Annotated in this window: 17 protein-coding genes and 1 pseudogene; 9 read left to right on the top strand and 9 right to left on the bottom strand. The window is 61.7% G+C overall.

Features of this window, described 5'->3' with window-relative positions; translation table 11 throughout:
- Positions 1-98 precede the first annotated feature (98 nt).
- Both ABIE18_RS03535 and ABIE18_RS03530 read left to right on the top strand, forming a co-directional pair.
- Positions 99-1,010: a class C sortase gene (locus ABIE18_RS03535; protein WP_499721218.1), complete on the top strand. Its 912-nt coding sequence runs from the start codon at positions 99-101 to the stop codon at positions 1,008-1,010.
- Between the two features lie 45 nt (positions 1,011-1,055).
- Positions 1,056-1,835 carry an SDR family NAD(P)-dependent oxidoreductase gene (locus tag ABIE18_RS03530; protein WP_499721217.1) on the top strand — a complete coding sequence of 260 codons (780 nt, stop codon included), beginning with the start codon at positions 1,056-1,058 and terminating at the stop codon, positions 1,833-1,835.
- Here ABIE18_RS03530 and ABIE18_RS03525 read toward each other — a convergent pair.
- Complete coding sequence (locus ABIE18_RS03525; protein WP_499721216.1) at positions 1,798-2,895, bottom strand: FUSC family protein; 1,098 nt, start codon at positions 2,893-2,895, stop codon at positions 1,798-1,800. The genes ABIE18_RS03530 and ABIE18_RS03525 overlap by 38 nt on opposite strands.
- A gap of 153 nt (positions 2,896-3,048) precedes the next feature.
- Here ABIE18_RS03525 and ABIE18_RS03520 point away from each other — a divergent pair.
- From ABIE18_RS03520 to ABIE18_RS03510, 3 genes and pseudogenes are all read left to right on the top strand, one after another.
- Positions 3,049-3,212: pseudogene (locus tag ABIE18_RS03520) on the top strand (aldo/keto reductase); the annotation flags it as partial.
- 46 nt (positions 3,213-3,258) lie between these two features.
- Entirely contained in the window at positions 3,259-3,726 is a 468-nt protein-coding gene (locus tag ABIE18_RS03515) for an SRPBCC family protein (protein WP_477515773.1), read from the top strand.
- On the top strand, positions 3,723-4,238 hold the full coding sequence (locus ABIE18_RS03510; protein ID WP_499721214.1) for a GNAT family N-acetyltransferase: 516 nt from the start codon (positions 3,723-3,725) through the stop codon (positions 4,236-4,238). Before ABIE18_RS03515 ends, ABIE18_RS03510 begins: the two co-directional genes overlap by 4 nt.
- A gap of 3 nt (positions 4,239-4,241) precedes the next feature.
- On the opposite strand, the gene ABIE18_RS03505 is transcribed toward ABIE18_RS03510, so the two are convergent.
- Positions 4,242-4,643 carry a VOC family protein gene (locus ABIE18_RS03505; protein ID WP_431117549.1) on the bottom strand — a complete coding sequence of 134 codons (402 nt, stop codon included), beginning with the start codon at positions 4,641-4,643 and terminating at the stop codon, positions 4,242-4,244.
- Between the two features lie 17 nt (positions 4,644-4,660).
- Positions 4,661-5,614 (bottom strand): DMT family transporter, encoded by a 954-nt coding sequence (locus ABIE18_RS03500; RefSeq protein ID WP_499721212.1) that lies wholly within the window; start codon positions 5,612-5,614, stop codon positions 4,661-4,663.
- Here ABIE18_RS03500 and ABIE18_RS03495 point away from each other — a divergent pair.
- A complete protein-coding gene (locus ABIE18_RS03495) occupies positions 5,613-7,028 on the top strand; it encodes an aminotransferase-like domain-containing protein (protein ID WP_499721211.1) in 1,416 nt (471 codons plus the stop codon). The two genes, ABIE18_RS03500 and ABIE18_RS03495, sit on opposite strands and share 2 nt — an antisense overlap.
- 137 nt (positions 7,029-7,165) lie before the next feature.
- On the opposite strand, the gene ABIE18_RS03490 is transcribed toward ABIE18_RS03495, so the two are convergent.
- Both ABIE18_RS03490 and ABIE18_RS03485 read right to left on the bottom strand, forming a co-directional pair.
- Positions 7,166-8,785: an MFS transporter gene (locus tag ABIE18_RS03490; RefSeq protein WP_499721210.1), complete on the bottom strand. Its 1,620-nt coding sequence runs from the start codon at positions 8,783-8,785 to the stop codon at positions 7,166-7,168.
- Positions 8,786-9,056: 271 nt separating this feature from the next.
- Entirely contained in the window at positions 9,057-9,854 is a 798-nt protein-coding gene (locus ABIE18_RS03485) for a putative protein N(5)-glutamine methyltransferase (protein WP_499721371.1), read from the bottom strand.
- 241 nt (positions 9,855-10,095) lie between these two features.
- Between ABIE18_RS03485 and ABIE18_RS03480 the strand changes: the two genes are divergently transcribed.
- On the top strand, positions 10,096-10,344 hold the full coding sequence (locus tag ABIE18_RS03480) for a hypothetical protein (protein WP_499721208.1): 249 nt from the start codon (positions 10,096-10,098) through the stop codon (positions 10,342-10,344).
- Positions 10,345-10,431: 87 nt separating this feature from the next.
- Positions 10,432-10,692, top strand: a complete 261-nt coding sequence (locus ABIE18_RS03475; RefSeq protein ID WP_499721207.1) for a hypothetical protein — start codon at positions 10,432-10,434, stop codon at positions 10,690-10,692.
- Between the two features lie 80 nt (positions 10,693-10,772).
- Here the strand turns inward: ABIE18_RS03475 and ABIE18_RS03470 are convergent, their stop codons facing one another.
- Positions 10,773-13,343, bottom strand: coding sequence for an ATP-dependent DNA ligase (locus tag ABIE18_RS03470; RefSeq protein ID WP_499721205.1), 2,571 nt, complete (start codon positions 13,341-13,343; stop codon positions 10,773-10,775).
- A gap of 38 nt (positions 13,344-13,381) precedes the next feature.
- On the opposite strand from ABIE18_RS03470, the gene ku reads away from it, so the two are divergent.
- Entirely contained in the window at positions 13,382-14,248 is an 867-nt protein-coding gene (gene ku / locus ABIE18_RS03465) for a non-homologous end joining protein Ku (RefSeq protein ID WP_499721203.1), read from the top strand.
- Between the two features lie 49 nt (positions 14,249-14,297).
- Here ku and ABIE18_RS03460 read toward each other — a convergent pair whose 3' ends face one another.
- From ABIE18_RS03460 to ABIE18_RS03450, 3 genes are read right to left on the bottom strand one after another with little or no spacing between them, the layout of a single operon-like run.
- A complete protein-coding gene (locus ABIE18_RS03460) occupies positions 14,298-15,134 on the bottom strand; it encodes a carbohydrate ABC transporter permease (protein ID WP_499721201.1) in 837 nt (278 codons plus the stop codon).
- Positions 15,131-16,090, bottom strand: coding sequence for a carbohydrate ABC transporter permease (locus tag ABIE18_RS03455; protein WP_499721200.1), 960 nt, complete (start codon positions 16,088-16,090; stop codon positions 15,131-15,133). The genes ABIE18_RS03460 and ABIE18_RS03455 overlap by 4 nt, the downstream gene beginning before the upstream one ends.
- Positions 16,091-16,096: 6 nt before the next feature.
- On the bottom strand, positions 16,097-17,392 hold the full coding sequence (locus tag ABIE18_RS03450) for an ABC transporter substrate-binding protein (RefSeq protein ID WP_499721199.1): 1,296 nt from the start codon (positions 17,390-17,392) through the stop codon (positions 16,097-16,099).
- Positions 17,393-17,477 lie beyond the last annotated feature (85 nt).

The following is a 17,477-nucleotide window of genomic DNA, read 5'->3' as shown; positions in this document are numbered from 1 at the left end:
GCTCTTCCCCACTTGCATTCCCACTTTGCAGTCCTAATAACTGCTGCACTCTTCATAACTGCCGTCTTCCAACCGACTCACCCAGCTACAGGATTTTGATGACACAGGCACCAACCCGCACCCGTCGACTCCGGCATCTGACCGGACCCTGGAACCGGCAACGGCTCCTGATCGTGTTGGTGGCGGTCATTGGCGTCGGAATCCTGCTTTATCCCACGGCCGCAGCCTGGTTCTCGGACCGGATCCATGCCACCGAGATCAGCGGCTACGTGGATTCTGTCCAGACCATGAACCCCTCCGCAAAAAAGTCCCTCCTGGACCAGGCACGGGAATTCAATGAAGAACTGCCCTCAGGACCCCTCCGGGACCCTTACTCCTTGAATGAAGCGGGCGAACAAACGACTATCGGTGCCGGCTCCGAGGCGTACAAGAAGATGCTGGCTGTCGGGCCTGGAGGAATGATGGGCCGCATCAGCATTCCCTCCATCCACGCAGATTTGCCCATCTTCCATGGCACTGACGAGGACACCCTCTCCAAAGGCGCCGGCCACCTCTTCGGGTCCGCGCTGCCGGTGGGCGGCAAAGGCACTCATAGTGTCTTGAGTGCCCATTCAGGATTCGTCAACGCCACTCTTTTCGACGACCTGGACAAAGTCCATGAAGGCGACGTCTTCAGCATCAACGTGCTTGATGAAACCATCTACTACAAGGTCGACCAAATCCTCACGGTACTGCCCGACCAAACCGAGGCCTTGCGCAAAGTCGAGGGCAAGGATTACCTGACGCTCATTACCTGCACACCCAAAGGCATCAACAGCCACCGACTCCTGGTTCGCGGCGAACGAACCACCGCACCCACCAGCGCTGATGGACCCCGTACTCTGCCGTCCACCACAACAGACCCCGGGTTCCCTTGGTGGATCCTTGGCATCACCGGCTCGATAGCGCTGGCCATCATTGCCACCAAGCCACGCAGGCGATCCTCTGACGAAGAGCACTCGACCCTCTGACGAAAAGACAGGGCGCCGGGAGCGTTCAGCGCATAGTCTAGGCGCATGACGACTCGAGCCAATGAACTCACCGCCCTGGTCACCGGCGCCACGGCTGGGCTCGGTGCGGAATTCGCGCGCCAGCTCGCCGAAGCCGGACACCACCTCGTCTTGGTAGCCCGCGATGAAGAACGCCTCAAGGAAAAGGCCGAGGAGTTTGAACGCGACTTTAGTATCTCGGCGGAGGTTATGTCCGCCGACCTGACCACCGACGTCGGGGTTTCCTTGGTGGCCGACCGCTTGCGGGACGCGGCGCGACCTGTGGACGTCCTGGTGAACAACGCCGGAATCGGACTGCTGAAGTCGTTCGAGCAGAACGAGTTGGAGGAAGAACGGCGGCATCTCCGCCTCCACGTGCAGACACCCCTGGAGCTGTGCCACGCGGCGCTTGAAGTCATGCTGGCTCGCGGAAAAGGCCGGATCATCAACGTTGCCAGCGTCGCAGCCTTCGCCAACAGGGGCACCTACTCGGCGGCCAAAGCCTGGCAGGTGACGTTCAGCCGCTGGGCAAATATTGCGTATGCGAAGTCGGGCGTGCAGGTCACAGCGGTGTGCCCTGGCTTTACGCACACCGAATTCCACGACCGCATGGGCATGGATAAGTCCGTGGCGCCGCGATTCCTGTGGCTCGGCGCCGAGCGCGTGGTGCGGGAAGGGCTGGAGGACAACGCCAAGGGCAAGGCTGTTTCCATCCCGACGCGTCGGTACAAAGTGGTGAGCTTCTTTGCGCGTATCCTGCCGGCGAAGCTTACTTCCGGCCCGCCGCGCCGGCCCCTGCAGCCTTAAGAACCGCGACGCCCGGTGTCCTCACCAGCACCGCCACCGCGATTCCAATCACCGCTCCGACGAACGTCTCAACCGCGCGCTCCATCACCAGCACACCCGGATCCATGGGCGCCGCCAGTTGGGCGATCAACAGGACCACGGGCGTGAAGAACACCATGGCCCAACCGTAGTGCCGAGCCATGAACAGCTCAGTGGGGAACTGGCAAAGGACCACCACAATGGCCAGGGCCACGGCAGCGTGGCCCGGGAAATACTGCAGTGGTGACAACGGAGTTGGGAAAAGTACGACGGCGACCACCGCCAACCCCAGGAACGTCCCCACGATGCGGTGGATGCCTCGGTGGACGCGGCTCGGGAGGTCCGCACCGGCCAACGGCACGGCGGCTGCGGCCATGGCCCAATGCGGATGGCCGCTCCCGCTCAGAACTCCACACACGCCGGCAGCACCGACAGCGAGCGTGTAGCGGGCCGCATGAACAAGGGCAGATTGCCGTAAGGGTCCGCGGAGGACTGGGACATCGCGGGCTGCACCCGGCTCCCACCTTCGCTGCCGAAGCCACCCAGCGAAGCCGACCAGAATCGAAAACGCCGCCGAAGCAGTACCGATCAGCACCGCCGTTGGGAACGGGACGCTGGTGGGGACCGAAGCGCACGCCCCCAAGGCGAGGATGCCGAAGAACGGCCCGATCGGCTTAAGCCGCACGGAGTCGGCATATAAGGAACCCGCACCGGCAAAGAGCGTTGCCACCAACACCAGCCACCAAGAGTGGATGTGGTTGACGGAAAGAAACGTGCCGATGGAGAGTCCGCCAACCAGAACCAGCGCGGCCTGGGCTTGATGTTTGAGCCGGAGTTGGTGGGTTTCATTTCGTCCGTACATTCCAGTGAGCGCGCCGAACACCGCATACATCATCAGGTCCGGACGGCCTACGAGAATCAGGATCAGCCCCGGAACTGCGACACTGAGGGCCACCCGAACTGCCGAGAGACGGTCGTTGTTCGCCGGCCCAAGTTTGTGGAGCTCGCGGGCATGCGCCATGAATGCGGGCACGGAAAACACCACCAATCATTCAGGGCTTGTGGGCGAGCTATCTGTATCGAAAATTATCAGGAGCGGCGGGTGGGCCGCCATAAGCCGGGTCACAACCCGTAGTAAGGCACTGGCAGTACCCCTTACGTCGGTACCTCCCATATGTGTTGGGAAGGTTGTTGACTCCCGGGCACACGACGTCGGGAGCGGGACTAGAAGAGAATGCTGCCGCAACCAACGTGGCGCTCTCCGCTGATGAAGTTGCCGATCTGGATGCCGTGGCGAGCCGGATCGGGGTGCAGGGCAACCGCTACAACGATCAACACATGGGCCTCGTGGGAAGGTAACAGCAACACTGGAGCGCTGCCCGGCAGAGTCTGGGAAGATCAAGGTATGCCCGTTGCTTTCGTCTGCCGAACCCGCTCCGCCATGTCACCGCAGGAGCTGTTCGACCTGTCCCGAAACATCGACGCGCACGTGGGGTCGATGACCAAAAGCAGGGAAAAGGCGATAGACGGGGTCACCACAGGTCTGATTTCGGAAGGCGAGCAAGTCACCTGGCAGGCATGGCACCTCGGAGTCCGTTTCCGCATGACCAGCCGCATCACGCGCATGGAGGCGCCGGCGTCGTTCACTGACGAGCAGGTGCGCGGCCCTTTCAAGTACCTCCGCCATACGCACGAGTTCCGGCAGGACGGCAGCGGGACGCTGATGGTGGACACCGTGGAATTCGCTGCCCCGTTCGGCGCGCTGGGCCGCCTGCTGGAGAAGCTGGTTCTGGCCAGATACCTGCAGGACTTGATCGAAACCCGCAATGGATTCCTCGTCGGACAGGCACCTCCCGCACTGGATAAACGGTGATCCGGCTAGCTCGAACAGACGATCTGCCGCGTTTGCAGGACATTGAGCGGGCAGCGGGGGAAGCCTTCCGGGGCCTTGGCATGGATCAGATCGCGGATGACGAACCCTTCTCCTTGGACGAGATGAACGCCTACGTGACTGCCGGGCGTGCCTGGGTGTGGGTCGATGGGTTGGACTACCCCTTGGCGTATCTATTGACGGACATTGTTGATGGCAACGCGCACGTGGAACAGGTAACCGTGCACCCGGATCAAGCGCACCAAGGACTCGGCCGCGAACTGCTGCATGCTGCACGGGTGTGGGCCAGGGGGCATGGCATGCAGCGCCAGACGCTGAGCACGTTCCGCGACGTGCCGTGGAACGCGCCGTACTACCGGCGCCTGGGGTTTCAAACGCTCGACGTCGGCAGCTGGGGCCCGGAGCTGGCCAAGCTCATGGAGCACGAAGCTGAGTTGGGGCTGACGCGCTGGCCTCGGGTCGCCATGTGGCGTCCGGTGGTTCCGCCGACGTAGCTACTACTCAGCCACCAACTCAACTTCGTAGCTGTCAGTGTTGATCAAATACGCGGCGTAGTGATCCGGACCTCCCGCGTGCGGGTACTTCGACTCGAACATCTCGTACCAACCGGCGTCGGCACCGAGCGCGCGAATCCGGTCCACATTTTCCCGGGTGCCAGCATGGAAGGCCACATGATTTAGCCCGGGATCCGTGCGCCGGTGGGCGGTTCCGGTGATGGCATCGGTGCCTTCCACCACCACGTACGTGCCATTGAGCTTCCAACTGCACCCGGTGGGCCAGTCCTGGAAAGGCTTGTAACCAAGCTCGCCCAGGAGCCATCCCCACTCCTCCCGGGCTCGTTCAAGGTGCGGCACCCAGATCTCAAGGTGATGGATCGAACCCACAGTTGTGTCAGGCATGGGCCGAGTCTACGAGATCAGGGCCGTGGCGTGGCAGCGGCAGGACTCGACGGCGGGTTGAGCCTTACGCGGACAGCGGCACCTGCGCAGAGGATCACGGCGAGTCCGCCAACCGCGGTGGTCCACGTCATCGTTTCACCCAAGAGCAAGCTTGCCCACGCGATGGTCATGACCGGTTGGACCAGTTGGATCTGGCTGACTTGCGCCATGGGGCCGATCGCCAGGCCGTGGTACCAGGCGAAGAATCCGAGGAACATGCTCACAACCCCCAGATAAGCGAAGGATAACCACTGAACCGGTGTAGCAGAGGGCGCTCCCGATCCCAGTGAAAGCAATGTCAACAACAGCATGACTGGAGAGGCAACCACCAGCGCCCACGAGATCGTCTGCCAGGGGCCGAGTTCCCGCGCCAGCAGACCTCCTTCCGCATAGCCTATGGCTGCCGCAATCACGGCGCCGAGGAGCAGAAGGTCAGCCCAATGAAGCTGACCGAAACCGCCGGACTGAACCAATGCGAAAACCAGCGCGGCAATAACGCCTATGGCAGTCAGGACCCAGAACAGGAGCCGCGGACGTTCACGGCCGCGGATCACCGCTACCGTTGCCGTGGCCGCAGGCAGTAGCGCGATGACGATGGCTCCATGGCTGGCGGTGGTGGACGTCAGCGCGAACGTTGTCAGCAAGGGGAAGCCGGCAACGATGCCACCGGCCACCACAGTCAGTCGAAGCCATTGGAAGCCCTGCGGAAAGCGTTGGCGGGTCAGGCCTAAGGCCAGTGCTGCAAGAATGGCCGCAACAACGGCCCTGCCTGCCCCGATGAACAGAGGAGATAAGCCTTCAACGGCCACGCGGGTGAAGGGGACCGTGAACGAGAATGCGACAACGCCAAGAAGGCCCCACCAGACGCCTGTCGACGTCCGTCTGGATACCACTGGCCGCGAAAGTGTAGTAGCGCTACTATTGTGACTCATGAATAACGATAGCAGTTCCCGAATTGTCTCGCGACTAAAAGAATGGATCGCAGGGGCCGCGCCGGGAGCCAAACTGCCATCCACCCGCCAACTCGTGGCCGAATACCAGGCAAGCCCTGTAACGGTGCAGAAGGCCTTGAGAACCCTCACTGCCCAAGGCCTGATAGAAAGCCGCCCCGGCGTCGGCACCTTCGTCCGGGCATACCGCACCGCCAGGCCGTCCGATTACGGCTGGCAAACAGCTGCACTCCGAGCCGCCCAAACACCGCGCCTCCTTAACTCTGGAGCTATGCGCAGCGCTTCCAACGACGTCATCGCCTTCCACTCCGGCTACCCGGACCGGGAACTCCTCCCTGAGCGGCTCGTTCGGGCCGCGCTTACCAGGGCTGCCCGCGGAGACGCTGCGCTGTCGCGGCCACCGGCCCAGGGCCTTCCCGAACTGCAATCCTGGTTCGCGCACGAGCTCAGCACCTCGACGCCGGTTGGCGTCACGCCGCCCCAGCCGAGCGACGTCGTCGTACTTCCCGGGAGCCAGAGCGGACTTAGCTCGATTTTTCGCGGCCTGGTGGGGCACGGGCGGCCACTGCTGGTGGAGTCGCCCAGCTACTGGGGTGCGCTGCTGGCCGCCGGCCAGGCCGGTGTTCGCGTCATTCCGGTGCCGTCCGGCCCTGACGGGCCGGATCCTGACGAGCTGGCGAGGGCCTTTGAGGAATCCGGGGCCCGGATGTTCTACGCCCAGCCCAACTTTGCCAACCCCACGGGTGCCCAATGGTCTCCCGAACGGGGCGAGGAAGTCCTCCGGATTGTCCGTCAGCACGGAGCGTTCCTTGTGGAGGACGACTGGGCCCATGATTTTGGCATCACCGCGCAGTCCGTTCCGCTCGCCGCCAAGGACGATTCCGGCCACGTGGTGTACATCCGCTCCCTGACCAAGAGCGTCTCACCGTCCATCCGCGTGGCGGCGATTATCGCCCGCGGTCCCGCACGGGAACGGATCATGGGTGCGCAGGCTGCGGAGTCGATGTACGTCAGCGGCCTGCTCCAGGCTGCAGCGCTCGACGTCGTCACTCAGCCCGGCTGGCAAACGCACCTTCGCGGCCTCGGCCATCAGCTGCAGTCGCGCCGCGACTTGTTGGTCACCAGCCTGCGCGAACACGTTCCAGAGGCGCACCTCAGCCACCTGCCCAAAGGCGGCTTGAACCTGTGGCTGCGGATGCCGGACGGGTTCGACGTCGATCAGCTCACCAAGGATTGCGAAGCGGCCGGGGTTCTCATTGCCGCTGGAACGGAGTGGTTCCCTGCGGAACCTGAAGGCCCCTACATAAGGCTCAACTATGCCGGGCCCAATCCCGGCGGATTCCCCGAGGGCGCGCGGATTATTGGCGAGGCGGTCAAGGGTTTGCTGTCGGCTTAGCAGAGTGCCGCCGTCGAGCATTTAACGGCCGTAGCCACCAACCCCAAGGAGAGCGCCTTGGTATTGGTGGCTACGGTGGGCGGCGGGTTGCCGCGAACTATCTGAATCGCTGCGCAGAAGTTGCAGGCACGTGATCCCTAGGCTGGGGTCAGGTCCTTGTCACGCCGGCCGAACACTTCATCATCAATGGGCTGGCCGTCGAAAGGCATTTCGTCCAGGTTGATGAGTGGGTTGGTGTCCTGGCTGGCAACGAGTTCGCGGGCCTCGGCGGCAGTGTCCACACTGGGCATGGAACCGGGCAGGGGACGCTGGGCGGATTCACGCAGGAAGTAGATTGCGATCGCACCCACGATGGACGTTCCCATCAGGTAGTAGGCCGGCATCATGTCATCGCCGGTGCCTTCAATGAGGCCCTGCACGATGAACGGAGTGGTTCCTCCGAAGATGGCCACCGAGAAGTTGTAGGCGATGCCCATTCCGCCGTAGCGGCTGGACGTCGGGAACAGTGCCGGGAGGGCCGAGGCCAGGTTGGCAATGTAGAACGTCACCGGGAAGGCGATCAGGGCAAGGCCGGCCAGCGTCGACCAGATATCGCCGATGCCGATCAGCATGAACGCAGGAACGGAGAACGCGATGGTGCTGCCGGCGCCGATCCACAGCACGGGACGGCGGCCGATACGGTCGGACAACTTGCCCGTGAGCGGAATACACAGAGCCATGATCACCAGGACCGGGATGGTCAGCAGGGTGCCATGAACGGGGTCGTAACCCTTGGAATCCGTAAGGTACGTGGGCATGTAGGAGGTCAACGCGTAGCCCACAGTATTGGCTGCGGCGGCGAGGATCATGGCCAACACGATCTGGCGCCAGTAGGCCTTGATGATTCCAACCGGGCCCTTGGCGACGTTGGCATCCTGTGCCGCGGCATCCTTTGCGATGGCTTCCTGGGCGTCCAGCGTGGCCTGGAACTGCGGGGATTCCTCGATCTTGCTACGGAAGTACACAGCGATGAGGCCAAGAGGGCCGGCGATCAGGAACGGAAGCCTCCAGCCCCATTCCTCCATGGCTGCCTGTCCGAGCGTGAGCTGCAGGACGGAAACCAGTGCGGCGCCGAGGGCGAAGCCGATGTAGCTGCCCATGTCCAGGAAGCTGGCGAAGAAGCCGCGGCGCTTGTCCGGGGCATATTCGCTGACGAAGGTTGTAGCACCGGCGTACTCACCACCGGTGGAGAAGCCCTGGACGAGCTTGAGGATCACCAGCAGCGCGGCGGCCCAGATGCCGATCTGCGCGTAACCGGGCAAAAGCCCGACGGCGAACGTGCTTGCCGCCATCAGCATGAGTGTTGCTGCGAGCACCTTCTGGCGGCCCACCTTGTCGCCGAGCCAACCGAAGACGACGCCGCCAAGCGGACGGGCAATGAAGGTTGCGGCGAAGGTGCCGAGAAGGAAGAGTGTCTGGACGGACTTGTCCGCTTCGGGGAGGAAGACGGGGCCCATGGTGGTGATGAGGTAGCCGAACACGCCGACGTCGTACCATTCCATGGTGTTGCCGACGATCGTGCCGCCGAGTGCTTTCTTCAGCATCGGCTGGTCCACAACATTAACGTCGGATTCTTTCAACCGGCGCTTGGTGCGGAGCTTCGTTTTCTTGGTGGTTTTGACTGCGTTGGCTGCGGCCGTGGTGTTGGCTGTTTCCTGGTTTTGGATGGTGTTCCTTTCGCCATCCGGGGAGACGGTCTTGCTTTGGTCTATGGGCATTTGGGCTTCTCCTAGGGAGGTCATTTGCTTGCGACTTCTGCTGCCCCGCTCTGGGCAGGTGTTCAATTTTACGGGGTTTGCCGCCCAAACCCCAGTTAAGATCCGATTTTTGGGCCCTTTCGGGACGCAAATTGCCTAGCTGTGTTGCATCTCATTACCTGCTTTTGCCCTGCAATGGCGCGGAAGCCGGGTGGTTTTTGCCCTCCCGGGCACGTTGTTACCAAATTGTTTAGCCAAGCCCACCAGACGAGGCGTAATGGGACGAAAAATCTTACGGATTGCCTCTGGGGGCAGGGGCGGTTCCAAGCACCAGCGTTGCGTCCAATTCCTTGTCAACGAGCACCCGCGCCCCCAGCCCCCACTCATGCATGATCCTGGCGGTTTCTGGCGCTTGGTCTTCCGAGGTTTCAATCAGGAGGCAGCCGCCCGGCGACAACCACTCAGCCGCGTGCTCTGCAACGCGACGTTGGACATCCAAACCGTCAGTACCGCCGTCGAGCGCCACCATCGGTTCATGCAAGCGCGCCTCAGGCGGCATCATGCCGATGGAGCCCGTAGGTACGTACGGCGCATTGGCGAGCACCACGTCCACGCGTCCCCGAAGTTCAAGGGGGAGGGCGTCGTATAGATCGCCCTCGAAAACTCGCCCGCCACGGGGCTCTACGTTCTTGCGCGCGCAGCTCACCGCGGCCGGATCAATGTCAGCGGCGTATAGCTCGCAGCTCCCCAGAAGATCGCTGAGTGCCGCACCGATCGCCCCCGAGCCACAGCAGAGATCGACGACGACGGCACCCGGCCGTGCGATTTTCGCTGCCTCGCGCACCAGGAACTCCGTGCGACGCCGTGGAACGAATACGCCGGGTTCAACAGCCATGTGGCTCCCGCAGAAGTCCACCCAGCCGAGGATGTGTTCCAAGGGCATTCCTTTGACGCGCTGATCCACCATGTAGTCCAAATGGTCTGGACTCGTGGCGGCATCAATGAGGAGTTGCGCTTCGTCCTCTGCGAAAACGCATCCAGCATCGCGGAGGGTAGTGGCGACGGACATTCTCCAGGTCACGGGTGCCATGCTAGCCGAGGGGTTCACAAAAGCGCCGATTCTTGGTTAGGGTATGACGCATGGGAACACTGATTTTTGAGTAGACCGGCCTTCGCCCTTAGCGGCACAGCCGAGTTTCACCTGACAAAAATCCACGCCTGTTGAGGCCCTGCCTCCATGCCGTTCCCGTTGTCGACGCTATTTTTTTCGAACCGCAACGCCATGGTTTTGGTGCTTCTTCAGGACTCACACCACTGAGGAGTCCACTTTTATGACTGCCAATCCTTCCGAAAACAACACCCCGGAGCCCGCTGCCTCGGGAAATGACGCCGCTGCGTCGGGAAGCCCAAAGTCCGCCTCCGGCGGCATCAAGTCCAAACTGACCGATGCCCAGAAAGCGATGCTCGCCAGCAAGTCCGGCGGCGGCGCTCCCGCTGGCTGGCAAAGCACGGGCAAGGGCCACAAACCCACGTCCGCCAGCGGCAAGCAGGCCAAGACGGAGAAGAAGGTCCGTTGGTGATTCCTGGACGCAGGTAAGTCCTGCAGACAACCATCTTCGGCGCGCCTAGTATTGAAATTCCTTCGTTTCATAGGGAAAGGAAGAACCATGACTGCAAAGAATCCAGCCGAAAACATCGATCCCGAGGTTGCCAGCCACTTGGTGGAGGCCATGGACATGGCTCCCATGCCTGAACCGGCAACCATTGACGTATCTCTGGGTTTGGACCAGGAACAGCACTGGCCCGACGGTAGCGGCAAACGCCGGCACCCGAAGGACCGCGATCAAGCCCAGGGACGGATGGGCCAGGGCGCTGCAGTGACGGCGATCCACCGGACCAGCCGTCCGCAGATGCCGCACTCCTCCTAGCCCCGAGTCACCAGCACAGCCAGCCCAACTAGGTAGCAGCACAGCGCGTTTTGAGGGGTCTAAACGCGCTTAAGTGCGACCTAGTTGGGCTGGCTTACGTCTTCCGGGGACTTGTCCGGACGCCACCCACGCCACACGGGATGCCGTAGCCTGCCTGGGCCCGTCCATTCTCCGAAGGTCACTTCTGCTACCAGTTCCGGATCCACCCAGCGGGCACCTGCTGCGTCCTCGCGCGGGATATCGGCGAACGGGGAATCAGCTACCAGACGGGGCTCCAGTTTCTCCATGACATCCCTCAGCTGCCACTCCTTGAACCCGGTGCCCACCCGGCCCACGTAGTGCAGCTTTCCGCCCTCCGGAATGCCCAACAGCAACGAGCCAAAGGTCCCGCCCCGGGCACCCGCGCCGGGTCGCCAGCCACCAACGACGACTTCCTGGCTCTGCTCCAGCTTGAGCTTGATCCACGAGCGGCTACGCCGGCCAATCACGTAACGGCTATCTGCTTTCTTCGCCATCACTCCTTCCAAGCCGAGCTCACCTGCGCTTGCCATGAGGTCTTCAACGTCGTGATCCAACACGGCCGAAAGGTGAAGCGGGCAGCCAGAGCGCAAGCGCCCGGCAAACGCCGAAAGCCGCTCCCGACGTTCACGGAACGGCAGACCGCTCAGGTCCGTGCCGCCGTCGTACAGAAGGTCGAACAGCATCAGCTGCACCGGGACCGAAGCCCGGGCTCGTTCGATGTCTGCGGTTTTAACCAGGTTCATCCGGAGCTGGAGGCGGCCAAAATCAGGCCGTGAGCCCTTGCCAAGCGCAACGATTTCACCGTCGGCCACGAAATCGCCGTCGGGCCAGCAGGACCGGTCTGTTAGTTCGGGGTAGGTGGCGGTGAGATCGTTTCCGTTGCGGCTCATCAAACGGATCTTGCCTTCAGTGCCGGTGATGATGGCCCGGATTCCGTCCCACTTCAGTTCGTACAGCCAGTCGTCGCCGCGAAGGTCGTCCACCGTGCCGGACGTGGCAAGCATCGGGGTGTAATTGGGCATTGGCTGGGGAGCGGCTGGCTTCGGTGCCGCAGCGGGCGGCACCTTCTCGGAAGGGTTGGCAGTGGCCTTGCGAAGCCGACCGCCCGGCTGCTCCTTCATCAAGTGGATCAGCCAACGGTCACCGGTATTGATCAGCGCTAAACGCTTGGTCCCGTGCAGCCCACCTCCTGGCTGGCCAGTCAGCGTTGCGATTACTTCCTTGCCGTCCCGCCATTTCTCGCACGTGTACTCGCCACGGTCCCAAATGGTCATGGTTCCCGCGCCGTATTCACCTTTGGGAATGACGCCAGCGAAGTCCGCGTACTCCATCGGATGGTCTTCCGTATGTACGGCAAGGTTGTTCCGGTCGGGTGTCTCCGGGACACCACGCGGCAAAGCCCAGGACGCAAGGACGCCGTTGTGCTCCAACCGCAGATCCAGGTGGTAGCGCCGGGCATGGTGCTCCTGGATGACGAAGATCCCGCCGGGCGGTGCAGGGTCGCCCGGCTTGGGCTGGTCTGAGGAGGAGCCACTGGGCGTCGCCGAGGCAACAGCAGCCGACGACGCCGGGAACGGCTCCGGGGTCTTCTCCGGATCGCGCATCCCCACATATTTGGCGAGACGGTTCTCTGCTGTCACCACACGCTCGCGGGAACCGGCCGGCGCGCTGCGGGCTGCCGAACCGCCGCCGGTTCCTGCGTCGTCGTCATCCGTATATTCTCCGTGCGGCGGTAGGTGTCGTGATGAGATAGGGGCGAAGTGGTCCTTGCCGGTCTTGACCCGCTTCATCACCGCTGTGTAATCAAGGTGGTCCAGGGTGCTTGAGGAGAGTTCGCGCCACGTGCGCGGTGCCGCGACCGTAGGGTGGGTTTTCCCCCGGAGCGAATAAGGGACGATCGTGGTCTTGTTGCCGCTGTTCTGGCTCCAGTCCACCAGCACTTTGCCGTGGCGGAGGGACTTCTTCATGTCGCTGACCACCAGATCGGGATGGTCGGACTCAAGGGCACGTGCCAGCTCATGGGCGAAGGCCGAGACCTGCTCGGACTTCAGCGTCCCCTCCAGCCCGGTGTAGAGGTGGATTCCTTTGCTGCCGCTGGTCACCGGCACCGGTTCCATGCCCATGTCCTGCAGGATGGAGCGGGCAAGTTTGGCCACTTCAACGCACTCAGGCAGGCCTGCGCCGGGACCGGGGTCAAGATCCAGGACGAAGCGGTCAGGCCGGAGCGGATTGCCCTCTGCGTCAACCTGCCATTGGGGGACGTGGATCTCCAGGGATGCTATCTGGGCCATCCATGTGAGCGTGGCGAGGTTGTTGACCATGGGGTAGACGTTGGTGTGGTCCGAGTGCTGGATGGCGGTGCGTGGGATCCACTTGGGCGCGGAGTCTTCAAGGTTCTTCTGGAAGAACACCTGTCCCGGGTGCTCGGCGGTGCCCACGCCGTTGACCCAGCGCTTGCGGGTGACGGGCCTGTTGGCGGCGGCAGGAATGAGGAAAGGCGCCACTGCGGCGTAGTACGTCAGGACCTCGGCCTTGGTGGTTCCGGTCTCGGGGTAGATGATCTTGCCCAGGTTGGTGAGGGTCAGCTCGTGGCCTTCCACGTTCACCCGCTCCTGTTGCTTGCCTGCCACCTCTTCTCCTCTGCTGTCTTGTGCTGTTGACTGGGTGCATGAGGGCCATATGGAAGGGATCTATCGCGTTCGGTCTGGTCAACGTACCAGTGAAGCTTTACAGCGCCACGGAGGACCACGATATTGGCCTTCACCAAGTCCACAATAAGGACGGCGGACGCATCCGGTACCAGCGGAAATGTGAAATTTGCGGCGAAGTTGTTGCTTACGAAGATATCGACAAGGCCTACGAAGAGGAAGGCCGCACAGTGGTTCTCACCGCGGCCGAATTGAAGTCCCTGCCGGAAGAGAACAGCCGCGAAATTGAGGTAGTGGAATTCATTCCTGCCGAGCAACTGGACCCGATCATGTACGAGCGCAGCTATTTCCTGGAGCCGGATTCCAAATCCCCCAAGGCCTATATGTTGCTGCGGCAGACACTTGAGGACACGGACAGGATTGCTATTGTCCAGTACGCGCTGAGGCAGAAGACGCGGCTCGGGGCCCTGCGGGTACGCGGGGACGTACTCCTTCTGCAGGCCCTTCTCTGGGGCGACGAAGTCCGCGAGGCCAAGTTCCCCTCCCTCGAAGCGGACATCAAGATCTCTGATAAGGAACTCGAAATGTCCTCCGCGCTGGTGGATTCCATGGCCCACGATTTCGACCCCGAAGAATACACCGACGACTACCAGGTGCAGCTCCGGACGTTGATCGAGGCCAAGCTGGAAAAGGGCGAGGCGCTGGACACGGAAGCAACGTTTGGTGTCACGGAAGGCGAAGGGGAAGGCGGCGATGTCATCGACCTCATGGAGGCGCTGAAGCGGAGCCTGGACAAGAAACGCGGCAAGGAAAAAGCGGCCGACGACGACGCTGCCGCCGGCAAAACTACCAGCAAGCCAAAGGCGCGGGCCAAGAAAAAGGCGTGACCCGGCGTCGGGCGCCTTGCGACACCCGACGGTTCAGGACAAGCAGGAACTAGCCTTTGACCGAGCCGGCCGTCAATCCCTGGACAATGAACTTGCTCGCAAAGGCGAAGATGGCCAGCGTGGGCACCACGGTGAGGACTGCGGCAGCGGACATCGAGCCCCAGTCGATGTTGAAGCTCGAGATGAACCCGGCCAACGCCGTCGGGATGGTCTTGTTGCTGTCGCTGTTCATCAAGGTCACCGACAAGAAGAGTTCATTCCAGCAATTGACAAAGTTGAAGACGAAACTCGCGGCGACGCCCGGCAGCATGACCGGAACCAGGACCCTGAACAACGCTCCCAGCCGCGAACAACCGTCGATCATCGCAGCTTCTTCCAAGGCGTCAGGAACGTTCTCGAAGAAGCCCCGGAGCATGATGGTGCAAAACGGGATGCAGATCGCAATGTAAATAAGGATCAGCCCGGTCTTTGAATCCACAAGGCCCAGATTGGTCATCATCAGATACAGCGGCCCCAAGGCAATGAAGCCCGGAATCATCTGAGTGATCAAGAAGGCCCCCAGGACCGCGCCGCGACCTGAGAAGTGGAACCGGGCCAGGACATACGCCGAGAGCAATGAGATCAGCGTTGCCACCGTGGAAGCCACCAGTGCCACAACCAAGCTGTTGAGCATGTATTGGCCGAAATCCGACTTGGTGAAAAGCCCGATGTAGTTTTCGAAGGAGAGTTGCCGGGGCCAGTAGTCCAACGGCAATGAGTAAATAGCGCCGGGTTCCTTCAACGACGTCAGGATGATCCAGTACAGCGGGAAAACCGTGGCGACGAGGCATGCTCCCAGGAAAACGAACTTACCCACGCGCCCTATGAAGCTCTGCTGATTGATCATCGCGCTTCCTTTCGAGGACGGACAGCCATGAGGTAGAAGACGGCGAAGAGGGCAAGCGTGAGTACGACAATCAGCCCCAGGGCAGAAGCCTTGCCGTAGTCACCCTCTTGGGTAATTTTGATCATGTAGGTGGTGATGATGTGCGTCTGGTCAGCCGGCCCGCCACCTGTGATGGCGAAGATGATGTCCGGGAAATTGAAGATCCAGATCACCCTCAGCAGTATGGTCAACGCCAAGGTGGTGGCGATGCCAGGCAACGTGATGTTGAAGAACGTCCGTACCTTCCCGGCTCCGTCCAGTGCCGCAGCCTCATACATTTCGTCGGAGACGGACTGCAGTGCCGCGAGGATCATGATGGCGAAGAACGTGACGCCGTACCAGATGTTGGCAATGATGATGGCGGTCATCGCGAATCCGGGATCCGAGAGCCACGGGATGGGCGAGTTGATGATCCCCGCCTTCATCAGCAGGTCGTTGACGACGCCAAATTCCGCGTTGAACATCCACCGGAAGAGCATGCCGATCAGGAATCCGGACACTGCCCAGGGGAAGAAAATCATGGCCTGGTAAGCACCGCGCATCCTGAACTTTCGCTTCAGGAACAGCGCCACAGCAAAGCCTATGATCACCTGTGGCACCAGGGACCCAACCACCCAGACCACCGTGTTCCGGACAATGCCCCAGAATTCAGGTGTTTCCAGCAGGCTTACGAAGTTGCCGAACCCAACCCACGAGGTGTCGGAAAGATCGTTCAGGTTCCAATTGCGGAACGCCATCTGGCTGCCGGCGATCATCGGGTAGTAGGTGAAGATGCCGACGAACACCGCCGCCGGGGCAAGGAAGATCAGCAGTGTGAAGGCTGTCCGGGGATTGAAGCGCTTCTTGGACCGAAGGCCTATGCCGGCCACGGACCCGGCATTGGCCTTCTTCGCGGGGAGTTTGGTGTCGAGGCTCACTGGAAGCTAGCCCGCCCACTTTTGGGACCAGTAAGTGTCCCAGCTGGACAACAACTCACTCGTGGACATCTTCCCGGTCAGCACGCGCTGGAGTTCGCCGTCGGACTTCTTGATCCACTCGCTCCACCAGGACACGCTTCGCGGCTGGACAGCGGAGACATAGGTCTCGGGATTTTCCGTCATCTTGACGTAGGCGGCCCAAGGTCCGGTGCTGTAGAAACTGTCCTGGGCGGCGGACTTCAAGGTGGGAACCAGGCTGTTGTCCTTGCTGAAAGTGGTTGCCGCGTCGCCTTGAGCGAGGTACTTGATGAGCTTCACGGCCTCAGGCTTGGCGGTGGAAGCGGCAGCAATTCCCCAGCCGGCGGATGCCACGGGTTGAATGGCTTTCCCGCTCGGTCCTACCAACAGCGGAGCCACGTTCCACTGGTCTTCCTTGATGGACTTGGACTCCCGCACGGTAGCGATGACCTCAGGGTCCTGGAGCAGGAACGAGGTAGACCCATTGCTGAAGCCCTGCACCATTTCCGGGTAACCCCAGGCCACCGACGACGGCGGCGAACCCTTCTTGAAGAGATCAATGTAGAGATCCATGGCCTCCTGCGCTTTGGGGGAGGAGAAGATCGTCTTGCCGCTGGTGAGCTTGAAGGCGTTTTCCTTGTCAATCTCGTGAGCCACGTAGGCCTCGATGATGGCGACGGCGTTGGAGTTGGCGTTGGTGCCCCCGCGGAACGCGTAGCCGAACTTGTTCTCTGCGGGCTTGTTGATGGCCGACGCCTGCTCCAGCATCTCGGACCAGCTGGCAGGCGGACCGGAGAAGCCGGCTTCCTTGACGACGTCGGAACGGTAGAACAGTGAAAGGCCGTAGAAGCCGTAAGGAATGTAGTAGGTTTTGCCGTTCTGCTTCGAGTACGTGACTGCGTTGTCCGTCAGGTTGTCCCAGCCGTCCCACCCTTTGAGGTCGGCCGACATGTCGTACAGCCACTCGTTGGCACCGAACGATCCTACGGTGATGTCACGGGCCTCGACGACGTCGATTCCCTTGCCGGACTGGAGCATCTGCTGGATCTTCTGGTCCGCCTGATCGGTTGGCGGGGAGATGAGGTCCACCTTGATGTTCGGGTTCTCTTGCTCGAAGCCGGAAATGATCTTCTTCAAGGTGTCCGTACGTGTCGGATTGGTGAGGCTCTCCACCATCTTCAGCGTGACTTTTCCATCTTTGGCGGGCTCGGTGCCGCCACATCCGGTAAGTGCAAGAACGGCCGCGAGACCGGCTGCGGCAGACATGATGAATCTTGATTTCACGTGGATCCTCCAATGACTTGGTGAGCGTGGGTAATCGCTGCCCCGGTGGGCGGCAAAGTCGGTGGTGGCTAAGGTGGTGACTGCG

Source organism: Arthrobacter sp. 2762 (assembly GCF_040548745.1).
Classification (GTDB): domain Bacteria; phylum Actinomycetota; class Actinomycetes; order Actinomycetales; family Micrococcaceae; genus Arthrobacter.
Note: the sequence above shows the minus strand (reverse complement) of the source record. Positions and strands in the feature narration are given on the sequence as shown.